Origin of the sequence: Bradyrhizobium sp. AT1, from assembly GCF_001590795.1 — a bacterium.
Classification (GTDB): domain Bacteria; phylum Pseudomonadota; class Alphaproteobacteria; order Rhizobiales; family Xanthobacteraceae; genus Bradyrhizobium.
Map to the genome: position 1 here is coordinate 1,813,247 of NZ_JXDL01000001.1, position 19,962 is coordinate 1,833,208.

Annotated in this window: 21 protein-coding genes; 12 read left to right on the forward strand and 9 right to left on the reverse strand. The window is 64.2% G+C overall.

Annotated elements, in window-relative coordinates; all coding sequences use genetic code 11:
- Positions 1-5: 5 nt before the first annotated feature.
- The 5 genes from SE92_RS08765 (at position 6) to SE92_RS08785 (ending at position 4,084) form a co-directional block, all read left to right on the forward strand.
- Positions 6-779, forward strand: a complete 774-nt coding sequence (locus SE92_RS08765; protein ID WP_063195342.1) for an HpcH/HpaI aldolase family protein — start codon at positions 6-8, stop codon at positions 777-779.
- A gap of 65 nt (positions 780-844) precedes the next feature.
- A complete protein-coding gene (locus tag SE92_RS08770) occupies positions 845-1,228 on the forward strand; it encodes a cupin domain-containing protein (RefSeq protein ID WP_063195343.1) in 384 nt (127 codons plus the stop codon).
- A gap of 105 nt (positions 1,229-1,333) precedes the next feature.
- The gene (locus SE92_RS08775; RefSeq protein WP_063195344.1) at positions 1,334-2,101 is read left to right on the forward strand and encodes a hypothetical protein; all 768 of its coding nucleotides are present in this window, start codon (positions 1,334-1,336) and stop codon (positions 2,099-2,101) included.
- 209 nt (positions 2,102-2,310) lie between these two features.
- Positions 2,311-2,928, forward strand: coding sequence for a 30S ribosomal protein S4 (gene rpsD / locus SE92_RS08780; RefSeq protein ID WP_063195345.1), 618 nt, complete (start codon positions 2,311-2,313; stop codon positions 2,926-2,928).
- Between the two features lie 88 nt (positions 2,929-3,016).
- The gene (locus tag SE92_RS08785) at positions 3,017-4,084 is read left to right on the forward strand and encodes a threonine aldolase family protein (protein ID WP_063195346.1); all 1,068 of its coding nucleotides are present in this window, start codon (positions 3,017-3,019) and stop codon (positions 4,082-4,084) included.
- 110 nt (positions 4,085-4,194) lie between these two features.
- Here the strand turns inward: SE92_RS08785 and SE92_RS08790 are convergent, their stop codons facing one another.
- Genes SE92_RS08790 through grxD form a run of 4 tightly spaced genes read right to left on the reverse strand, consistent with a single transcriptional unit; the run spans position 4,195 to position 7,673 of the window.
- The gene (locus SE92_RS08790) at positions 4,195-5,457 is read right to left on the reverse strand and encodes a serine hydrolase domain-containing protein (RefSeq protein WP_063195347.1); all 1,263 of its coding nucleotides are present in this window, start codon (positions 5,455-5,457) and stop codon (positions 4,195-4,197) included.
- A gap of 1 nt (position 5,458) precedes the next feature.
- A complete protein-coding gene (locus tag SE92_RS08795) occupies positions 5,459-6,745 on the reverse strand; it encodes a serine hydrolase domain-containing protein (RefSeq protein ID WP_063195348.1) in 1,287 nt (428 codons plus the stop codon).
- Positions 6,746-6,791: 46 nt separating this feature from the next.
- Complete coding sequence (locus tag SE92_RS08800) at positions 6,792-7,343, reverse strand: O-acetyl-ADP-ribose deacetylase (RefSeq protein ID WP_063195349.1); 552 nt, start codon at positions 7,341-7,343, stop codon at positions 6,792-6,794.
- A gap of 3 nt (positions 7,344-7,346) precedes the next feature.
- Positions 7,347-7,673 carry a Grx4 family monothiol glutaredoxin gene (gene grxD / locus SE92_RS08805; RefSeq protein WP_018316580.1) on the reverse strand — a complete coding sequence of 109 codons (327 nt, stop codon included), beginning with the start codon at positions 7,671-7,673 and terminating at the stop codon, positions 7,347-7,349.
- A 239-nt stretch (positions 7,674-7,912) separates the two neighbouring features.
- Between grxD and egtB the strand changes: the two genes are divergently transcribed.
- Both egtB and egtD read left to right on the forward strand, forming a co-directional pair.
- On the forward strand, positions 7,913-9,208 hold the full coding sequence (egtB, locus tag SE92_RS08810) for an ergothioneine biosynthesis protein EgtB (RefSeq protein ID WP_063195350.1): 1,296 nt from the start codon (positions 7,913-7,915) through the stop codon (positions 9,206-9,208).
- 51 nt (positions 9,209-9,259) lie between these two features.
- Positions 9,260-10,231 carry an L-histidine N(alpha)-methyltransferase gene (egtD, locus tag SE92_RS08815; RefSeq protein ID WP_063203410.1) on the forward strand — a complete coding sequence of 324 codons (972 nt, stop codon included), beginning with the start codon at positions 9,260-9,262 and terminating at the stop codon, positions 10,229-10,231.
- 11 nt (positions 10,232-10,242) lie between these two features.
- Here the strand turns inward: egtD and SE92_RS08820 are convergent, their stop codons facing one another.
- Positions 10,243-11,424: a low temperature requirement protein A gene (locus tag SE92_RS08820; protein WP_063203411.1), complete on the reverse strand. Its 1,182-nt coding sequence runs from the start codon at positions 11,422-11,424 to the stop codon at positions 10,243-10,245.
- Between the two features lie 43 nt (positions 11,425-11,467).
- On the reverse strand, positions 11,468-11,704 hold the full coding sequence (locus SE92_RS08825; RefSeq protein WP_018316584.1) for a BolA family protein: 237 nt from the start codon (positions 11,702-11,704) through the stop codon (positions 11,468-11,470).
- Positions 11,705-11,881: 177 nt separating this feature from the next.
- Between SE92_RS08825 and SE92_RS08830 the strand changes: the two genes are divergently transcribed.
- Positions 11,882-12,241 carry a DUF427 domain-containing protein gene (locus SE92_RS08830; protein ID WP_063195351.1) on the forward strand — a complete coding sequence of 120 codons (360 nt, stop codon included), beginning with the start codon at positions 11,882-11,884 and terminating at the stop codon, positions 12,239-12,241.
- A 63-nt stretch (positions 12,242-12,304) separates the two neighbouring features.
- On the forward strand, positions 12,305-13,408 hold the full coding sequence (locus SE92_RS08835) for an alpha/beta fold hydrolase (RefSeq protein WP_063195352.1): 1,104 nt from the start codon (positions 12,305-12,307) through the stop codon (positions 13,406-13,408).
- 30 nt (positions 13,409-13,438) lie between these two features.
- Here SE92_RS08835 and SE92_RS34865 read toward each other — a convergent pair whose 3' ends face one another.
- Positions 13,439-13,612 carry a DUF1328 domain-containing protein gene (locus SE92_RS34865; RefSeq protein ID WP_084251776.1) on the reverse strand — a complete coding sequence of 58 codons (174 nt, stop codon included), beginning with the start codon at positions 13,610-13,612 and terminating at the stop codon, positions 13,439-13,441.
- A 180-nt stretch (positions 13,613-13,792) separates the two neighbouring features.
- Here SE92_RS34865 and SE92_RS08840 point away from each other — a divergent pair, with 180 nt between their 5' ends.
- A complete protein-coding gene (locus tag SE92_RS08840) occupies positions 13,793-14,980 on the forward strand; it encodes an acyltransferase family protein (protein WP_063195353.1) in 1,188 nt (395 codons plus the stop codon).
- A gap of 159 nt (positions 14,981-15,139) precedes the next feature.
- On the opposite strand, the gene purL is transcribed toward SE92_RS08840, so the two are convergent.
- Positions 15,140-17,350: a phosphoribosylformylglycinamidine synthase subunit PurL gene (gene purL / locus SE92_RS08845; protein ID WP_063195354.1), complete on the reverse strand. Its 2,211-nt coding sequence runs from the start codon at positions 17,348-17,350 to the stop codon at positions 15,140-15,142.
- A gap of 186 nt (positions 17,351-17,536) precedes the next feature.
- On the opposite strand from purL, the gene SE92_RS08850 reads away from it, so the two are divergent.
- A complete protein-coding gene (locus SE92_RS08850; RefSeq protein WP_063195355.1) occupies positions 17,537-18,016 on the forward strand; it encodes a PaaI family thioesterase in 480 nt (159 codons plus the stop codon).
- 76 nt (positions 18,017-18,092) lie between these two features.
- The gene (locus tag SE92_RS08855; protein WP_063195356.1) at positions 18,093-19,058 is read left to right on the forward strand and encodes a DMT family transporter; all 966 of its coding nucleotides are present in this window, start codon (positions 18,093-18,095) and stop codon (positions 19,056-19,058) included.
- 94 nt (positions 19,059-19,152) lie between these two features.
- Here the strand turns inward: SE92_RS08855 and SE92_RS08860 are convergent, their stop codons facing one another.
- On the reverse strand, positions 19,153-19,890 hold the full coding sequence (locus SE92_RS08860) for a tetratricopeptide repeat protein (protein WP_063195357.1): 738 nt from the start codon (positions 19,888-19,890) through the stop codon (positions 19,153-19,155).
- Between the last annotated feature and the right edge of the window lie 72 nt (positions 19,891-19,962).

Here is a 19,962-nt window from a genome sequence, read left to right on the forward strand (position 1 = left end):
TTTCCATGACGGTCCCGACCACGCCGCTCAACCGTCTCCGCCAGCTTTGGCGCGAAGGCCGTCCCGCCTTCGGCGCCATCGCGACCATCCCGAGCGTGCAGACCGTGCAGATCATGGCCCGCTCGCTCGACTGGATCATCGTCGATCTCGAGCATGGGCCGATCGGGCTCACCGAAGCGCACGCGATGATCGCCGCGACGACGGGCACGCCGTGCACGCCCCTGGTTCGGATCGCGGCGAACGAGCCCTGGCTTGCGAAGGCGCCGATGGACATCGGGGCCTTCGGCATCAACTTTCCAATGATCACGAACCGCGCTGAGGCCGAGAAGGCGGTGCGCAGCGTGCGCTACCCGCCGCGCGGCGACCGCCTCTGGGGACCGTTCCACGCACCGTTCCGCTGGGGCCAGTCGATGCCGGACTACATGGCATCCGCCGATGACGAGATGATCTGCATGATCACCATCGAGCATGTCGACGCCGTCAACCGTATCGACGAGATCATGGCGACGCCGGGCATCGACGTCGCGGTGATCGGGCCCGGCGACCTCGCGACCTCCATCAACAAACGCGGCCAGATGGACGACCCGGAGCTGCTGGAGCTGGTCGCGCGCGCCGAAGCCGGCATCCTCAGAAGCGGCGTTCCGATCGGCGGCGTTGCGCGCACCGCCGACCAGGCCAATGCCCTCGTCGACCGCGGCTACCGCGCGATCGCGCTCGGCTTCGACTGGTCGCTATTCCAGCGCGGCATCATGGCGGCCTTCGAGGGAATCAGGCGCTGAACAGGCCAATTGCCACCTTGCCGGGAACTGACGCGCTGCTAGGGTCGTTCCAGGGAGGAAAAACCATGCTCAAAAAGACTTTGCTCGCTCTCACCTTTGCAGGCCTTGCCTTTGCGGCCTTCGCCCAGCAGCCCGGCATCAAGCGCACCCCGCTTCAGAAAGTCGAATTTCCGGAGGGCTATAATACCATCACCGCCATTGCGGAAGTTCCGGCAGGCGGGGCCGCCGGACGCCATACCCATCCCGGCATCGAGACCGGCTACGTGCTCGAAGGCGAGCTGAACCTCTTCATCGACGGGCAGCCAGAGAAAACCCTGAAAGCCGGCGATTCCTACCAGATTCCGGCCGGCGTCGTGCATGACGCCAAGGCTCACGGCGATAAGGCCATGAAAGTGCTGGGAGTTTACGTCGTCGACAAAACCAAGCCGCTGGCGTCTCCAGCGCCCTGATGCGGCGAACCGACCGGCCCCAAGCGGGTTGGATCATGCTAGAGCGAGCGGGCGAGCCCCGCTCGCTGCACATATTTTAATCTTTGATACGGAACCGAAAGACCAATGCGCGGGACGTCCAAAACCATCTCGCTGCGGCGCCGTTTGATTTGCGACCTCATGCATGCCTCGATGGGCGTGCCATTCGTTTCACTATCCCGCTCGCTCAACATCCGACCCGTGCTGGAAGCCCGCGCGGGCGCCACTGCGCCTGCCGGCTGGGCCGCGATGTTCGTCAAGGCCTTTGCCCTGGTGGCCAGAGACGAGCCGATCCTGCGAACCGTCTACGCCAAATGGCCGTGGCCGATGCTCTATGAGTTGCCCAAGAGTGTGGCGCTGGTGGCGATCGCCCGGGTCGACGACGGCGAGGAATGCGTGATCCCGCAACGAATCGCAGCCCCCGATGCGATGGCTCTAGCGGCCGTCGATGCCGAGATCCGGCGCGCCAAGACGGCGCCGGTCGAGGATGTTCCCATGTTCCGCAAGATCATGCGGGCGACCCGCCTTCCATTTCCGCTGCGCCGCCTGTCCTGGGCGATCGGCCTGAATTTCGGCCGGCAGCGCGGCAATTGGTTCGGCAGCTTCGCGGTGAGCTCGGTGGCGGCCTATGGCGGCGGCGAGCTCCATCCGATTACGCCAGGCCCGTTTATCGTCAGCTATGGGACCGTCGAGGCGGACCAGACCATTCATGTCGTCATCCGCTGGGATCACAGGGTCACCGACGCCGCCCCGATCGCCCGGGTCCTGACCCGGCTGGAACAGGTCCTGAACACTGAAATCGCTGCCGAATTGCGGGCAGCGGGGTCGAAGCCGATTCGGGCGGTGGGGACCTGATCGCCCGGCGGTCATGACGGCTAAAGAATTGACAGCGAACCCCAAACTCCCCTAAAAGCCGCTTGCTCGCGGGCCGATTTCGGCCCGCGAAGCGTTTCGCGACCCGTGGTCCTTTCCCTTTAGCTTTGGGGATCGGACCTGTCAGTGCCGGGCTAGCCCGTCACACAGGAGGGCGCGTTTCCTCAAACCATGCAACCTAAGAGGACGCGATGACTAAGCGCAGTGAGGCGAAGTACAAACTCGATCGCCGTATGGGCCAGAACATCTGGGGCCGCCCGAAGAGCCCCGTCAACCGCAGGGAATACGGCCCCGGCCAGCACGGCCAGCGCCGCAAGGGCAAGCTCTCGGACTTCGGCGTGCAGCTGCGCGCCAAGCAGAAGCTGAAGGGCTACTACGCCAACATCAGCGAGCGCCAGTTCCACGGCATCTATGTCGAGGCGAGCCGCCTCAAGGGTGACACCGGCGAGAACCTGATCGGCCTGCTCGAGCGTCGTCTCGACGCAGTCGTGTACCGCGCCAAGTTCGTCTCGACGATCTTCGCCGCCCGCCAGTTCATCAACCACGGCCACATCAAGGTGAACGGCCGCAAGGTCAACATCTCGAGCTACCAGCTCAAGGTCGGCGACGTGATCGAGGTCAAGGAAGCCTCCAAGCAGCTCGCTCACGTGCTCGAAGCCAGCCAGCTCCCTGAGCGCGACACGCCCGACTATCTCGAAGTCGACCACGGCAAGATGACCGCGAAGTACATCCGTATCCCCGCGCTCTCCGACGTGCCGTTCCCGGTACAGATGGAGCCCCATCTGGTCGTCGAATTCTATTCGCGCTAAGATCTGAATATAGAAAGGCCCCGGTTCGCCGGGGCCTTTTTGCTTAAGAGCCACACTTCAGTGGCCGCAACGCGTTAGGAGCCGTCGCATGCTCTACACCCCTCCCCCCATCGATCCCAAGGCGCCGCCGGTGCGCATCAATCTGCTCTCGGACACGCAGACCAGGCCGACCGCGGGAATGCGCGAGGCAATGGCCCGGGCGGAGGTTGGCGACGAGCAGGTCGGCGATGATCCGACCGTAAACGCGCTCTGCGAGCGCGGGGCGGATCTGCTCGGCAAGGAAGCCGCTGTCTACATGCCCTCGGGCACGATGTGCAACGTCACCGCGACGCTGGTGCATTGCCGTCCCGGCGACGAGATCCTGGCCCACGAGACCGCGCACATCATCGCCCGCGAAGGCGGTGCGCATGCCGCGATCGGCGGTTTTCAGGTGACGCAGCTCAAGGGCCCCGACGGCCAGTTCACGCCGGAGACTTTTCGCAAGGCGCTGCATCCGCGCACGCGCTACCAGCCGCCGCAGACCGTCGTCAGCGTCGAGCAGACCGCCAATATCGGCGGCGGCACGATCTGGAAGAAAGCCGCGCTCGACGAGATCGTCGCGATCGCCAAGCAGCACGGCCTCGTCACCCATATGGACGGGGCGCGCCTGCTCAACGCCACGGTGGCCAGCGGCATCTCCCCGCGCGACATGACCGCGGGCTGGGATTCGGCCTGGATCGACTTCTCAAAGGGCCTGGGCGCGCCGATCGGCGGCGTGCTGGCGGGTTCGCGCGCCTTCATCGACGCGGTGTGGCAATGGAAGCAGCGGCTCGGCGGCTCGATGCGCCAGGCCGGCATCTGCGCCGCCGCCTGCATCTACGCGCTCGACCACCACGTCGACCGCCTCGCCGACGACCACGCCAATGCGCGCGCGCTCGCCCGCGGGCTGTCGCAGATCGCAGGGATCGAGGTGCAGGAGCCCGAGACCAACCTGGTGTTCTTCAAACCCGACGGCGCCGGCATTGCCGGCGACAAGATGGTCGCGGCGCTGCGCCAGCGCGGCGTGACGCTGGCCATGATGGACGGCCGCATCCGCGCCTGCACCCATCTCGACGTCAATGCGGCTCAGGTCGAGGAGACGATCGGATACGTGCGCGAGATCGTGCGCGGAGCGTAACACTCGATCCCGTAGCCCGGATGGAGCGAAGCGTAATCCGGGAATCTATCTATGCGGCAAGAATCCCGGATTTCGCTTCGCTCCATCCGGGCTACGAAGAAATCAACGTCTCACCGCCCCATCGCCCGATAGATCAGCGTCTTCAACGCCAGCTGAATCCGGCCGCGCTGCGAGGGCGTCTGCACCATGAAGATCCCGATCAGATCGTCCTCGGGATCGATGAAGAAGAACGTGCCGCCGACGCCGTCCCAGCGATATTCGCCCAGCGGCCACGACGTTCCCGGCGGCACCGACGTGCGCACGGCGAAGCCGAGGCCGAAGCCGGAGCTGGCGCCGGGATAATAGTTCTGGTCGCGCCCGATCCCGGTTTCAGGGCCGACATGATCCGACGCCATCAGCGCAATGGTCTCGGTCTTGAGATAGCGCCGACCTTCGTAGGTGCCGCCGTTCAGCAGCATCTGGGCGAAACGGGCGTAGTCGCCGATGGTGCCGACCATGCCGGCACCGCCGGATTCCCATGTCATCGGGCGTCTGATATCGCGAACCTCAGTCGTCGGGCTGATGTTGCGGTCCTCCGGCATCGGCTCGGCGATGCGCGGAAACTTGGCGGCTTCGGCGACGTAGAACGCGGTCTCGCTCATGCCGAGCGGATCGAGCAGCCGCTCCTTCTCGAACTGCAGCAGCGTCTTTCCCGAGACGATCTCGACGACGCGACCGAGCACGTCGGTGGCAAAGCCGTAGTCCCACACCGTGCCCGGCTGCTCGGCGAGCGGCAGCGCGGCGAGCTTCGCGACGAAGTCGGCATTGGACAGATCGCTATTGAAGAGGTTGGCCGCAGCATAGAGCTCGCGCACCGCACTGCCGCCCGTGGCGCCGTAGGGCAGGCCCGCGGTATGACGCAGCAGGTCCTTGATCGTGACGGGACGCTGTTGCGGCTCCAGCGTCAGCGCAACCTTGTCCGCCGTGCCCCTCCTCTCGACGCCGACCTTCATGTCGGCAAAGGCCGGAATGTACTTTGCGACGGGATCCTCGAGCGCGAGCCTGCCATCTTCGACCAGCATCATCGCCATGACTGAGGTGATCGGCTTCGACATCGAATAGAGGCGGAAGATCGTATCCGCGCTCATCGGGATCGCGGTAGCGACGTCGCGGACGCCGAAATTCTCGTAATAGACCGGCTTGCCGTGCTGCTGCAGCAGCAGGATGGCGCCGGGAATCTTCCCGGTCGCGACCTCGTTCCTGATGTAGTCCGAGACCTTCGCCAGCCCTTCGGCCGAGAGGGTGCGGGCCGCACGTACTTCGGAGCCGGCTTTCGCTCCGACCACTCCGACCAGAACAACGAGCGCCGCGAGAAACGCGCGGCGCCCGTTCATATCATTTCTCCATGGCTTCATAGACCAACTGCTTCAATGTCCGCTGCACGCGCTGGCGCTCGGTCGGGGTCTGCTCCAGCAGCACGAAGAACATGTCCTGCTTCGGGTCGATCACGAAATAGCAGCCGGAGGCGCCATCCCATTTCAGCTCGCCGAGATCGCCGGGCGGCGGCGGTTTTGCGTTGCCGGGATCAGTGCGGACCGCGAGCCCGAGGCCGAAGCCAAATCCGTCGCCAGGGAAGTAGAAATAATCGCGGTCGACGCCAGAGCCCGGGCCGATCTGATCGGTCGTCATCAGCTTGAACGAGTCGGGCTTGAGGATGATCTTGCCGTCGAGGCTGCCGCCATTGAGCAGCATCTGCGCGAAGCGCTCATAGTCGGCCATGGTTGTCACCATGCCGCCGCTGGCGAACTGGATCTTCTTGACCACAGTCGGATCGTTGATGCGCCCAACCCGGAAATCGGCATCGTTCGGCACCGGCTGCGCCAGCAGCTTCTGTTTTTCCGGGGCGGTGACGAAGAAGCCGGTATCGACCATGCCGAGCGGATCGAGCAGCTTCTCGCGCATGATGTCGATCAGCGGCTTGCCGGCCGCGATCTCCATCACGCGCGCCAGGACGTCGGTGGAATGGCCGTATTGCCAGAGCGCACCCGGCTGGTTGTGCAGCGGCAGTTTCGCGATGCGCTCGGCAAACTCGGCGAGGTCGAAATCGCCAGCATAGATGTTGGCCTCGCGATAGGCTTTGCGCACCAGGCTGTCGCCATAGAAGCCATAGGTGATGCCCGAGGTGTGCGTCATCAGATCGTGCACCGTCATCGGCCGGTTCGGCGGCACCAGTTCGAGCGATTTGGTGCCGTCCTCGGCTTTCTTCTCGACGCCGACCTTTACATTGGCGAACGACGGAATGTATTTCGAGACGGGATCATCCAGTTTGATCTTGCCGTCCTCGATCATCCGCACCGCGACCACCGAGGTGATCGCCTTGCTCATCGAGAACAGGCGGAAGATCGTCTTGTCCGTGATCGGTGCCTTGCTGACGACGTCCTGCACGCCGAAGGCTTCGTGATAGACTGGCTTGCCGTGCTGCTTGATCAGAACGGTCGCACCGGCGATCTTTCCGGTCGCGACCTCGTTCTTGAAGAACTCGCTCACCTTGGCGAGCTTGTCCGGATTGAAATGCGCACCGGCCGGAATCTCGTAGGTGCCTTCGGCACGCGCCAGCGATACTGCGCCGAGTGACACCAGCGCGCCGCAGAGCAGCGCACGCAGTCCAGACTGTAAAATCATATCCCCTCCCCGGAACATGGTCCGGCGGAGTGTACCGACCACATGATCAGGCACAAGGGCCGCTGTGTCGCTCGAGCGCCTCGGCATGCAGCTTCGCGCTGGGTTCGGCGAAGCAGCAGAACACGACCCGGGTCACGGACGGCGCGGCAGGGAGCCCTTCGATCGTCATGCGCACGGCGATGTCGGCGGCCCGGTCGGCGGGAAAGCGAAAAATGCCGGTCGAGATCGCAGGAAACGCCACCGAGGTCAGCCCGTGCTTTCCACACAGCTCCATCGCGCGGCGATAACAAGAGGCGAGCAGATCGTCCTCGCCCAGCGCACCGCCGTTCCAGACCGGCCCGACGGTGTGGATCACATGGCCGGCCTTGAGCCGGTAACCTTTGGTGATCTTGGCATCGCCGGTTTGGCAGCCGTGAAGCATACGACATTCGGCGACCAGATCGGGCCCGGCGGCCCGATGGATCGCACCGTCCACGCCGCCCCCGCCAAGGAGCGACGTGTTGGCCGCGTTGACGATGGCGTCAACGCTCAGAGTGGTGATGTCGGCAACGATGATCTCGAGCTCGACATTGCCGATCCGGCGCGACAGCCGGGTCACGGGTCAAGCGGCGACGACGACGCCCTTCTCGGTGAAGAGCTGCTGCAATTCGCCAGCCTGGAACATCTCGCGGACGATGTCGCAGCCGCCGACGAACTCACCCTTCACGTAGAGCTGCGGGATGGTCGGCCAGTTGGAGAAGGTCTTGATGCCGTTGCGCAGTTCGGCGGATTCCAGGACGTTGAGGCCCTTATAGCCGACGCCGATATGGTCGAGGATCTGGACGACCTGGCCGGAGAAACCGCACTGCGGAAATTGCGGCGTGCCCTTCATGAACAGAACCACGTCGTTCGACTTCACTTCGTTGGCGATGAATTCCTCGATGCTCATATCCATGTCCTTCTGGGGCAGAGCCCTCACCGATCATCTCGGGCCGGCTCAGCCGATCTAACCCGATACCTGCCTATATATGTAGCCCAAACCGTTGTGCATCCAAAGTAAAATGGCGGCGACGGAGCCCCCGGCAGCCGGTTTGATCCCAGCCGGTCCATAGGCTGATGACATCAATATCATCGCCGGAGAGGACTTTCATACCGTAACGGAGCCCCTATCTAGGACGAACCCTGGTTTTGGAACCGGGCAACGCCAACAACGTTCTCTTGTCCTGTCTGGAGAAAAACGTGACGAAACAAGCCTCCGCTACGGCCACCGCCTCGCTTTCGTCACCGTCCGGTCAGGGCGGCCTCGCCCAGAGGCTTCAGGACGCGTTCATCACCGTCCGCAATGAGACCGAGCGCCGGGCCGCGTCGCTCTCGCCCGAAGACCAGCAGATCCAGTCCATGCCCGATGCGAGCCCGACGAAATGGCACCGGGCCCACACCACATGGTTCTGGGAGCAATTTTTGCTCGGCGAGCACGCGGCCGGCTACCAGCTCTTCCACCCCGATTTCGCGTTCCTGTTCAATTCCTATTACGTCAGCGCCGGCCCGCGCCATGCCCGCAACCATCGCGGCGACATCACCCGTCCCAGCGCCGATGAGGTCGGTACCTATCGCAGACACGTCGATGCGGCCGTCGTCAAATTCTTCCGCGAGGCCGATGCGAACAAGCTGCGCGAGATCGCGCCGCTGGTCGAGGTCGGGCTCAACCACGAGCAGCAGCATCAGGAATTGATGTTCACCGACATCCTGCACGCTTTTGCGCAGAACCCGGTCTATCCGGCCTACGACCCGGACTGGTGCTTCCCACCGACAACGCGCGCCGGCGAGGATTGGCTGACGCTTAACGAAGGCATCCACACCGTCGGCCATGTCGAGGACAGCTTCCATTTCGACAACGAGAGGCCGGCGCATCGTGCCCTGGTCGGCCCGGTCAAGGTCGCCCGCAATCTGGTCACCAACGCCGAATGGCTCGCCTTCATGCGCGACGGCGGCTACCGGACCGCGACGCTGTGGCTGATGGACGGCTTTGCCGCCGCCAGCAAGGACGACTGGCAGGCTCCCGGCTATTGGCGCGAGGTCGAGGGCGCCTGGCACGTGATGACGCTGGCCGGCCTCAAGCCGGTCGATCCCGACGCGCCGGTCTGCCATGTCAGCTATTACGAGGCCGACGCCTATGCGCGCTGGGCCGGCAAGCACCTGCCGACCGAAATGGAATGGGAGGTCGCAGCCCGCGCCGGCCAGCTCAACGACGCCTTCGGCATCGTCTGGCAGTGGACCCGCAGCTCCTACTCACCCTATCCCGGCTACCGCGCCGTCGAAGGCGCGCTCGGCGAATACAACGGCAAGTTCATGGTCAACCAATTGGTGCTGCGCGGCTCCTCGCTTGCAACTCCGGAAGGCCACAGCCGTATCACCTATCGGAACTTCTTCTATCCGCACCACCGCTGGCAATTCACGGGGCTGCGGCTCGCCGACTACGAGTAAATTCTTATCCGACGACAGATGCGCGCCGGACAGCGCGTTCAGGAGAGTATCATGAATGTGCACGCCAGCGCTTTGGCCGAAGCCCATCTTCCCGACGAGCAGACCACCGCCTTCGCCCGCGAGGCGATCGAGGACCTCTCGCAGCAGCCGAAAAAGCTGTCGCCGAAATATTTTTACGACGCGACCGGCTCGGAGCTGTTCGAGGCGATCACCAAGCTGCCGGAATATTATCCGACACGCACCGAGCTATCGATCCTGAAGGAGCGCGGCAGCGAGATTGCAAAGATCATCCCCGAGCACGCCGCACTGGTCGAGTTCGGCGCCGGCGCGACCACGAAGGTTCGCCTGCTGCTGAGCCATTGCAAGTTCGCCGCCTATGTCCCCGTCGACATCTCCGGCGATTTCCTGAAAGCGCAGGCGAATGGCCTGAAGCGGGACTTCCCCTCGCTTGGCATCTATCCGGTCGCGGCCGACTTCACCACGCCGTTCGAGCTGCCCAGGCAGGTCGCCTCCATGCCCAAGGTCGGCTTCTTCCCGGGCTCTACCATCGGCAATTTCGAGCCGCATGAAGCCCAGGCCTTCCTGAAGAGTGCGCGCGAGATCCTAGGTCGGGGCGCGCAGATGATCATCGGTGCCGACCTCGAGAAGGACGAGCGCGTGCTCCATGACGCCTACAACGATGCCGCCGGCGTCACCGCGCGCTTCAATCTCAATGTTCTCGTGCGCATCAACCGCGAGCTGGGCGGCAATTTCGACCTATCCGCCTTCACCCATCGCGCGATCTACAACCGCGAGCGGCACCGGATCGAGATGCATCTGTTCAGCAAGAAGAACCAGACAGTGCGCCTCCTGGGTACGACCTTCTCGTTCCGGACCGGCGAGAGCATCCACACCGAGAACAGCTACAAATACAGCATCGAGCGTTTTGCCGCGCTGGCGCAAGGCGCTGGCTGGCGCGTGCGCGAAAGCTGGACGGATGCCGCGAAGATGTTCTCGGTGCACGCGCTGGAGGTCGCGGAGTAGGCGTCCCGCGCCTACTCCTCCGGCGCCGACCCCAGCGACACCGACTCCCACACCGCAACGACGATCATGATCATTGTCGTCGCGACCGACAGCCAGAGTGGCGAGAGATCGGCGGCGAACCACCACAGCACGAGCAGCAGGATGATGCCGATGCCGTGCGAAAGCTGGAGGAAGCCGCGGATCGCGTGCTTGAACAGGATGGTGCCGATCAGGAACACCAAAGGCCCGCCAATCGTGCTCACGATGGTCCTGAAGTCGGAATGGCCGGTCGGATGCTTCAGCACCAGCTCATCCGACACCGCGGTCAGGATGATGCCGGCAATGATCGGCATGTGCAGATAGGTATAGGCGAGCCGCGCCAGCCGGCCGGATTCGGCGGACTTCGAGATCCGCTCGGCGCCAGCCTCGGCTCCCTTGTGGAAATAGATCCACCACATGGCGATGGCGCCAACCAGCGCGGAGACGAAGGCAAGGATGTTGGCCGAGGTCCATTCCAGCTCGGCAAAGGTCGCGCCATTGACGACGACGGCCTCGCCCAGCGCGATGATCACAAAGAGCGAGCAGCGCTCGGCCATGTGGCCGCCTTCGACAGCCCAGGCCTCGACCGAGGAGAAACCGAGCTTCGGGACCCAGAACCGCGCCGCCGGCGAGATGTACTCCCAGGCGACGGCCGCAATCCATAGCCATAGCCGCGTCTCGCCCTCGGACAGGCCGCCTGCGATCCACAACACCGCGGAAATCGCGAGCCAAGTCAGAATGCGGATCGCGTTGTGCCGCACCGCCGTCCGGTGCCGCGGGGTTGCGAACAGCCAGAACGAGGTTCGCCCGAGCTGCATCGCCGCATAGGCGATTGCAAACCACAGGCCCCGGCCTTCGAAGGCGGTCGGGATCGTCGTCGACAGCACGAGGCCGCCCAGCATCATCAGGAAGAGCATGACGCGAACAGGCGTCAGCTCGGGATTGAGCCAGTTGGTGACCCAGGCGGTGTAGACCCACACCCACCACACCGCGAGAAACAGCACCGTGACGTGCACCGCGCCGAGCGCCGTGAAATGGTGCAGCAGCGTGTGCGAGACCTGCGTGACCGCGAAGACGAATACAAGGTCGAAGAACAGCTCGACATTGGTGACGCGGCTGTGCTGGTTCGGCACGATGACACGAAACATCGCGCCGCGAGGATTGTCCGCAGCCATCATCCTTCCCCCGTCACGCGATCAGATCAGGTGGCCGGTCAGATCAAGCGCCCGGTACGCCGGTTTGCAGCGCCAGGGCGTGCAAGACGCCGCCCATCTGGCCGCGCAGGGACTGATAGACGATCTGGTGCTGCTGGACGCGGGACTTGCCGCGGAAGGATTCGGAGATCACGGTCGCGGCATAGTGGTCGCCGTCACCGGCGAGGTCACGGATGGTCACCTCGGCATCGGGGATCGCCGCCTTGATCATCGCCTCGATATCGTGGGCGTCCATGGGCATTCGGGTCTCGCTCCTTCTGGTCTCGAATCGGTGCCGGAGGTCCCCTCGCCGGCAGGCTCAAACTTAGCGTGAACGGCCTTCTGCGTCACGCTTTCCGGCATTATATCCGTGATCCTATCGGGATAAAGGCACGGCAAAGTGCCGCGCATGGCAGATCGATCGAAAAGGCGTGAAATCATGAAGCTTCCAGGGCCCGACCACCCCATCACCATCACCCCAAATCCCCGGCGCGTCCGCGTGACCGCGGGCGACATCGTGATTGCCGAGACCAGCAAGGCGCTGACCCTGAAGGAGGCCAAATACCCGGCGGTGCAATATGTGCCGCGGGAGGACACCAACATGGCCCTGCTGGAGCGCACCGAGCGCACCACCCACTGCCCGTATAAGGGCGACGCCAGCTATTTCAGTGTCAAGGCCGAGGGCAAGACCCTGGACAACGCGATCTGGACCTATGAGACGCCTTTCCCCGCGATGGCCGAGATTTCCGGTCATCTCGCCTTCTACCCGGACAAGGTGAAGATCGAAGAAGTGGGATAGGCTCACCAGCAAATCTGACGCCGCGGCGATCCAGGATCGCCCAATCCAGTCCACAGGCACGAGATGCCGCGCAAGGCCGCAAGACGGATCGGAATCTCGTTGCTGGGATTGGTCGGCGTCCTCGTTGTCGTGGCCGCTGCCGCACTGGGTTTTCGTGCCTATCGCCAGAGCCTTGCTGCCCAAACTCTGGCGATCCGTTCTCCTGCGGGTGTGCAGGAGGGAGAGTTCATCGAGATCGGCGGCATCAAGCAGTGGATTCAGATCCGCGGTGAAGATCGGAATAATCCGGTTCTCCTGTTCGTCCACGGCGGCCCCGGCGGGACGACTTTGCCGATCTCGTCGGGATGGCGCCCCTGGGAAAAGCATTTCGTTGTCGTGCAGTGGGACCAGCGCGGCACCGGCCGCACTTATGGCGCTGCTGGAGACGCACTCGCCCCCACAATGACACTCGCGCGTATGACGCAGGACGGCATCGAGCTGGCCGAGTATCTGCGCACGCATTTGCACAAGAAAAAGATCGTTCTGGTCGGACATTCCTGGGGGTCGTTCCTGGGAATTCACATGGTCAAACAACGTCCAGACCTGTTCTCGGCCTACGTCGGCACTGGCCAGGTGGTCGGCAGGGCGACCTTCGAGAAGGCATTCGCGCTCACGATCGCGCGCCTGCATCGGCTTGCGACATCCGCTGGCAACAACGAGGCATTGGCAGAACTGGAGCCGATGGCTTTGCAGCCGGCCCTTACCCCCGAAAATCGCCTGATTGCGGACAGATGGAGCAAGACGTTGGGTCTGCCGCCCGCCGACGGCTTTCAGCTCGCCGGCCCCATCCAGCCGCTCTTCATGCCGGATGTCTCGCTCCTGGATCTCTACAATTGGCGCAAGGGCGCCGCCTTTTCCGCACAGTATCTGACTGGACGGAACGGGCCGATGTTCCAGAGCGACATGGCCTCAATCGGATTCGAATTTTCCGTCCCGATGTTCTTCATCGAGGGCGATGCGGATGGGGTGACGCCGAGCGAGCCCGCCGCCCAGTACTTCAAAGAGATCACCGCCCCGCACAAGGAATTTGTTCAGGTGCCCGGCGGCGATCATTTTATTCCGTTCGATCGTCCCGATGAGTTCTTGGCGGAGCTGATGGCCCGCGTCATGCCCTTCGCGCGCGATTGATGGCGGCTGGCGCCGAGCGGCCGGCAGGGCCTACGCCTTGAAGATCGTGAGGCCCAATATCAGCAGCACCAGGAAGATCACCACGAACACGTAGAACAGGAAGCGGGCGATATCGGCGGAGGCGGCCGAAATGCCGGTGAAGCCGAGCACGCCGGCCACGATCGAGATCAGCAGGAAAATTAGCGCCCATTTCAAGATCGTCATCGCCAGCTCCGCAACCGTTCGGCTTGCCCACGGCCCTCACACGCCCCTTTTCGCGGATGCTAACTTCGCTCCGTGGAACTGGTTCCTAGTCGTGCTCGGCCGGAAAACCTGCCCAGACGGCGCTTGCTGAATCCCGTTCCCAGCGGCACAGTCCCGGCGGGATAGGAACGCGGGGCGACCATGACCACGATGTCACATTCAGCGACGATGGGCGCGCAGGCGCACGCCGCGCCGAAGAGCAAGGCGCGCAATCTCTCGCTCGATCGTGCCCGTACCTTCCTGACGCTGGTGGTACTGCTGCATCACGCGGTGATCCCCTATACGCATTTCGGTCACACCGATCCGGCCTCCTTTGCCGGCTTCGACATGATCGTGCTCGCCACCGACAGCTTCTTCATGGCGATGTTCTTCTTCCTGTCGGGCCTGTTCACCTGGCCCGGCATCGCGCGCAAGGCGCCACAGGTCTTTGTGCGCGACCGCCTGCTGCGGCTCGGGCTGCCGTTCGCGATCGCGGCCTTCACCGTCATCCCGCTCGCCTACTATGCGATCGCGCTGCGGGCCGAGCCCGAGCTGACCTTCGGCGCGTTCTGGTGGAAGACGGTCACGGCGGGTCCGTGGCCGAGCGGCCCGATCTGGTTCGTCTGGGTGCTGCTCGCCTTCGATCTCACCGCGAGCCTGCTCTACCGGGTCTCGGCGCATCTGGTCGATCCCGGCAACCGCGTCTCGCTGCGCGGCTTCGAGCAGCCGGCCGTGTTCTGGCTGATGCTCGCAGGCATCAGCGTGTTGGTCTACGTGCCCGCGCTGATCTATTTCGGCGCCAACAAATGGTTCGAGTTCGGGCCGTTCTCGGTGCAGGCGAGCCGCATCCTGCTCTACTTCAGCTATTTCTTCATCGGCGCCAGCGTCGGCTCGGCGAACTTCGATCGCGGCATCCTCAGCGCCGACGGCCAGTTACCGAAGCAGCGATGGCTATGGGTGTTCATCACGCTAGTGCCGTACTGCCTGATGTGGGGCATGATCTACATCAAGCGCGAGATCCTCGGGAATCCCGATCCGCTGCCGCACTGGTACCACGTGTTCTACGGCACCTTCCTGGTGCTGTTCTCGGCCTCGATCCTGCTCGCGATCCTCGCCTTCTTCCTGCATTCGAAAGCACCGGGGCCCACCCTGCTCGACCGCATGCAGGCGGACGCCTACGGCATCTTCCTGGTGCACTACCCGATCGCGCTGTGGATCCAGTACGCGCTGTTCGACTACGAGCTGCCCGCGATCGTGAAAGCGGCGGTCGGATTCGTGCTCACGGTGATCCTGAGCTGGGGCCTGACGGCGGCGTTGCGAAAGATCCCGGGGGCGTCGTCGGTGTTGTGAGAGCGCGCGGTCTCTCGGCTCGTCAAGGAGCCCTTGCGACGACGGAATCGTAGCCCGGATGGAGCGCAGCGCAATCCGAGAGTGTTGCCACACGCGATAGCGGTCCCGGATTACGCTTTCGCTCCATCCGGGCTACGGCTCTGAGTTTGTGGAAGCGCCTTACGCCGCCTTGCCGCCCATATAGTCCGGCAGCCAGCGCTCGTGCGAGATCCGCAAGCTGTCGATCGTGACAGGCGCTTCGCCGGCAATCGCAATCGCGTCGCCGCCGGTGGTGCCGATCCGCACGCAGGGCACCTCGCAACCGCGCATCTTGGCGAGCACGCGGCCGGCTTCGGTTTCCGGCACGGTGACGAGATAGCGCGCCTGGTCCTCGCCGAACCAATAGGCCTGCGCAACCAGCGAGGTCGGCGCGGCCAGCAGCTTGGCGCCGATGCCGCCCGCCATGGCCATCTCGGCAAGCGCGATCAAGAGACCGCCGTCGGAGAGGTCGTGCACGGCTGTCGCGGTGCCCGCGTGGATCATGCCGCGCACGCAATCGCCATTGCGCTTCTCAGCAGCGAGATCGACCGGCGGCGGCGCGCCCTCCTCGCGACCGCAGATGTCGCGCAGGTAGACCGACTGGCCGAGCCAGCCATGGGTCTCACCGACCAGGAGGATCGCCTCGCCCTCGGCCTTGAAGGCGAGCGAAGCGGATTTGGTGAAATCGTCGAGCAGGCCGACGCCGCCGATCGAGGGGGTCGGCAGGATCGCCCGGCCATTGGTCTCGTTGTAGAGCGAGACGTTGCCGGAGACGACTGGGAAGTCGAGCGTGCGGCAGGCTTCCGAGATACCCTTCAGGCAGCCGACGAATTGACCCATGATTTCGGGCCGCTCAGGGTTGCCGAAATTGAGATTGTCGGTGATCGCGAGCGGCTTGCCGCCGACCGCGGTGATGTTGCGCCAGGCTTCGGCCACCGCCTGCTTGCCGCCCTCGAACGGATCGGCCTCGCAATAGCGCGGCGTCACGTCGACGGTCAGCGCCAGCCCCTTCGGCCCGTCCTCGACGCGCACGACGGCAGCATCGCCGCCGGGGCGCTGCATGGTGTTGCCGAGAATGACGTGGTCGTACTGCTCCCAGACCCAGCGCTTGCTGCACATGTCGGGCGTGCCGATCAGCTTCTCCAACGCAGCGCCGAGCGCCATCGGAGCCGGCACGTCGCGGGCGTGCACGACTGGCAGTGCCGCGGAGGGCACGTGCGGGCGGTCATAGAGCGGCGCCTCGTCGCCGAGCTCCTTGATCGGCAAGTCGGCCATGACGTCGCCGCCATGCTTGACCACGAAGCGCTTGCTCGGCGTGGTGTAGCCGACCACGGCGAAGTCGAGGCCCCACTTCCCAAAGATCGCCTCGGCTTCCTTTTCCTTCTCGGGCTTGAGCACCATAAGCATGCGCTCCTGGCTCTCCGAGAGCATCATCTCGTAGGCGCTCATGCCGGTCTCGCGCGTCGGCACCGCGTCGAGATCGAGGTCGACGCCGAGATCACCCTTGGCGCCCATCTCCACCGCCGAGCAGGTCAGGCCGGCCGCGCCCATGTCCTGGATCGCGATGACGCAGCCCTTCTCCATGATCTCGAGGCAGGCTTCCAGCAGCAGCTTCTCGGCGAAGGGATCGCCGACCTGCACCGTGGGGCGCTTCTCTTCGGACTTGTCGTCGAACTCGGCCGAGGCCATCGAGGCGCCGTGGATGCCGTCGCGGCCGGTCTTGGAGCCCAAATAGACGATCGGCATGTTCACGCCGGAGGCCGCCGCATAGAAGATCTTGTCGGCATCGGCGAGGCCGACCGCCATCGCGTTGACCAGGATGTTGCCGTCATAGCGGGTGTGGAAGCGCACCTGGCCGCCGACCGTCGGCACGCCGAAGGAATTGCCGTAGCCGCCGACGCCGGCCACGACGCCGGAGACGAGGTGCCGGGTCTTGGCGTGCTCGGGCGCGCCGAAGCTCAGCGCATTGAGACAGGCGATCGGGCGCGCACCCATGGTGAAGACGTCGCGCAAGATGCCGCCGACGCCGGTGGTCGCCCCCTGATACGGCTCGATATAGCTCGGGTGATTGTGGCTCTCCATCTTGAAGACCACGGCCTGGCCGTCGCCGATGTCGATCACACCGGCATTCTCGCCCGGACCCTGGATCACCCAGGGTGCCTTGGTCGGCAGGCCCTTCAGATGGATGCGGGAGGATTTGTACGAGCAGTGCTCGTTCCACATCGCCGAGAAGATGCCGAGCTCGGTGAAGGTCGGCTCCCGCCCGATCAGCTTCAGGATGCGCTCATATTCGTCGGGCTTGAGCCCATGGGCGGCAACCAGTTCGGGGGTGATCTTGGGTTCGTTCTTCATGGCTTCAGGGGCTTTCGGCGGCGGTTTGGCCGTTCTTAGGAACATCCGGGCCTCGCGAAAAGCCCTTTATGGCGCATTTTCCCGCTGTCCCACATTTTGCGGCAGGCCGCCTGCGGGAACAGGAATTGCACGGCGCGGACAGATCGGATTTAAGGTCGGAAGACCCGCAATTGAAGGCCCATCTCCTTGCACGAATTGACCAAAGCGCCCCCGCCCCGCCGTCCCGACCTCCACGTCGCCACGGAAGGCGAATTCGTGGGCTGGCGGACCTGGATTCGCGACAGTTTTGAGGCCCATGTCGGCCCCTTCTGGCACCGGATCGAGCCCGATGGCGGTGTCCGCAGCGCCTTCCGGGTCGAGAAAAAGCACCTCAACGGCTCCGGCAACGTCCATGGCGGCTGCTACATGGCCTTCGCCGACTACTCCCTGTTCGCGATCGCCACCCATGTCCTGGACAGCCGGGCGGTGACGACCAATTTCGCATGCGAATTCCTCGACGCGGCACGGGAAGGCGAGCTGATCGAATGCACCGGCGAGGTGACCCGCGCCGGCGGCTCGCTGATCTTCCTGCGCGGCAAGATGATGTCCGCGGACCGGGTGCTGCTGACCTTTTCCGGCACGATCAAGCGGATGAAGCGGAAGGCGCTCCCTCAGCCAAACGCATAGCTCGGCGCCTTCCCTTTTCGCGCGCCCTCGCCCAGACTTCCCGGCAAGCGCTGTCGCGCCGGGGAGCAGGAACAAGGTGCCGCAGAGCACATCGGAGGCGGGTCGCGCGACGGCGGCGGCCGCATCATCGCCGTTGCCATCCATCGCCACCGGTGCGCGCAACTGGCGCGACTATGCGCTGCTGCTCGCGCTCGCCTGCTGCTGGAGCTCGACCTACCCGCTGGCCAAGCTGGCTCTTCCCACCATCCCGCCGATCACCTTCATCTCGGCGCGCTCGCTGATCGCGGCCGCCTTCCTGTTCGCGATCCTGTGGATGCGCGGCATCAGGGTGCCGACGGACGCAAAGGCCTGGAAGCTGTTCGCGACCCAGCAGCTGATCAACTCGACTTTCCCCTTCCTGATCATCACCTGGTCGCAGCAATATGTGCCGGCGTCGAACACGGTGGTGCTGGCCTCGACCACGCCGATCTTCGCCTTCCTGATCACCTCGCTGATCACGCGTCACGAGCCGGCCACGCTGCTCAAGCTCGCCGGTGCCATTCTCGGCCTTGCGGGCACGGTTCTCATCGTCGGCCTCGATGCGCTGCACGGCTTTGGCAGCGAGATCGTCGCGGAGATCGCGATCCTGCTCGCTACCATCTCCTTTGCCTGCGCGACCATCTTCGGCCTGCGCCTGTCCGAATACGATCCGATGGTGGTGGCGGCCGGCTCGCTGCTGTTCGGCGGCCTCATCCTGCTGCCGCCCTCGCTGATCATCGACCAGCCCTGGACGCTGCAGCCGACATCGACCGCGATCGTCGCCACCATCGTCATGGGCATCGTGTCGAGTGCGCTGGGCCTGATGCTGTTCTACGTCTGCCTCGGCCGGCTCGGCACGCTGACCACGAATGCGCAAGGCTATTTGCGCATCCCGATCGGCGTCGGCCTCTCCGTGCTGCTGCTCGGCGAGAGCGTGCCGTCGAACCTCGCGCTCGGCCTGCTGCTGGTGATGGCGGGTGTTGCGGCGATGACGGTGCCGGCGGAGCGGCTGAAGCTGCGCTAACGAGCGCAGATGCGCTTTAATTGAATCGATGCTGGCCCGGCACTCGAATCACCTCTCCCGCTTGCGGGAGGGGGCCGAATCCCGCTGCCGCCGCTCACGCCGAAATCTGCTTCTCCGCGATCGACAGCCATTCGGCTTGCGCCTTGCGCAGATATTTCGGCGCGCGCCGCATCTGGATCAGGAGCTCGTTGAAGACCATGCGCGCTTCGGCGCTGCGGCCGACCGTTTGCAGCAGCATGCCGTAGCGCACGCGGGCCTCGGCGCCGGGGAAGTAGCTGGCGAGCGCGTGATATTCCTCGAGCGCCTCGTCGAGCCGGCCGACCTCCGTAAGTGCGCGGGCATAGAGCAGATGCGCGTCGGCGGAATCAAAGTCCGGCCATTGTTTCTGGAGATCGTCCAGCGTCGTGAGCGCGTCGGTGGGGCGTTTGGCGGCAAACTCCGCCTGCGCCTTGCGCAGCGCATAGGCGGGATCGTGGCCCATAGGCAGTTTCAGAATGTGATCGTAGTGCGCTTCCGCTTCGCCGAACCGGCCGATATTTGCGCACTCTTCGGCAAGCGCGGCCCGGTTGGCGATGGTATCGGCGCCAGCCAAATGGTCGGACAGCTCACGATAGCGCTTCTCGGGATCGAGCCGGTTGGCGACGCGCTGACGGGCCTGACGCGCGCCGGGACTGGAAAACCATTCCGGCATAAGCTCTACCGCGATATAGGCGAGCGCGCCGATCAGCGGCACCATCAGGATGATGAAGGCCCAGGGCTGCAACCGCCCTGTTCGCGATGCATGATAGATCAGAGTGATATCGAGCAGCAGAACGACCAAAGCAACGGGCATGTGACATCCGGGAGAACAACGACAGCACAGGCTTCCTGATATCGCAACCGAAGCGATGAAACAACTTTGAGT

Bases quoted from the DNA above. Each gene is read 5' to 3' on its own strand.
- SE92_RS08765 (WP_063195342.1), top strand. From the start codon at position 6: ATGACGGTCCCGACCACGCCGCTCAACCGTCTCCGCCAGCTTTGGCGC.
- SE92_RS08770 (WP_063195343.1), top strand. From the start codon at position 845: ATGCTCAAAAAGACTTTGCTCGCTCTCACCTTTGCAGGCCTTGCCTTT.
- SE92_RS08775 (WP_063195344.1), top strand. From the start codon at position 1,334: ATGCGCGGGACGTCCAAAACCATCTCGCTGCGGCGCCGTTTGATTTGC.
- rpsD (WP_063195345.1), top strand. From the start codon at position 2,311: ATGACTAAGCGCAGTGAGGCGAAGTACAAACTCGATCGCCGTATGGGC.
- SE92_RS08785 (WP_063195346.1), top strand. From the start codon at position 3,017: ATGCTCTACACCCCTCCCCCCATCGATCCCAAGGCGCCGCCGGTGCGC.
- SE92_RS08790 (WP_063195347.1), bottom strand. From the start codon at position 5,457: ATGAACGGGCGCCGCGCGTTTCTCGCGGCGCTCGTTGTTCTGGTCGGA.
- SE92_RS08795 (WP_063195348.1), bottom strand. From the start codon at position 6,745: ATGATTTTACAGTCTGGACTGCGTGCGCTGCTCTGCGGCGCGCTGGTG.
- grxD (WP_018316580.1), bottom strand. From the start codon at position 7,673: ATGAGCATCGAGGAATTCATCGCCAACGAAGTGAAGTCGAACGACGTG.
- egtD (WP_063203410.1), top strand. From the start codon at position 9,260: ATGAATGTGCACGCCAGCGCTTTGGCCGAAGCCCATCTTCCCGACGAG.
- SE92_RS08820 (WP_063203411.1), bottom strand. From the start codon at position 11,424: ATGGCTGCGGACAATCCTCGCGGCGCGATGTTTCGTGTCATCGTGCCG.
- SE92_RS08825 (WP_018316584.1), bottom strand. From the start codon at position 11,704: ATGCCCATGGACGCCCACGATATCGAGGCGATGATCAAGGCGGCGATC.
- SE92_RS08830 (WP_063195351.1), top strand. From the start codon at position 11,882: ATGAAGCTTCCAGGGCCCGACCACCCCATCACCATCACCCCAAATCCC.
- SE92_RS08835 (WP_063195352.1), top strand. From the start codon at position 12,305: ATGCCGCGCAAGGCCGCAAGACGGATCGGAATCTCGTTGCTGGGATTG.
- SE92_RS34865 (WP_084251776.1), bottom strand. From the start codon at position 13,612: ATGACGATCTTGAAATGGGCGCTAATTTTCCTGCTGATCTCGATCGTG.
- SE92_RS08840 (WP_063195353.1), top strand. From the start codon at position 13,793: ATGACCACGATGTCACATTCAGCGACGATGGGCGCGCAGGCGCACGCC.
- purL (WP_063195354.1), bottom strand. From the start codon at position 17,350: ATGAAGAACGAACCCAAGATCACCCCCGAACTGGTTGCCGCCCATGGG.
- SE92_RS08860 (WP_063195357.1), bottom strand. From the start codon at position 19,890: ATGCCCGTTGCTTTGGTCGTTCTGCTGCTCGATATCACTCTGATCTAT.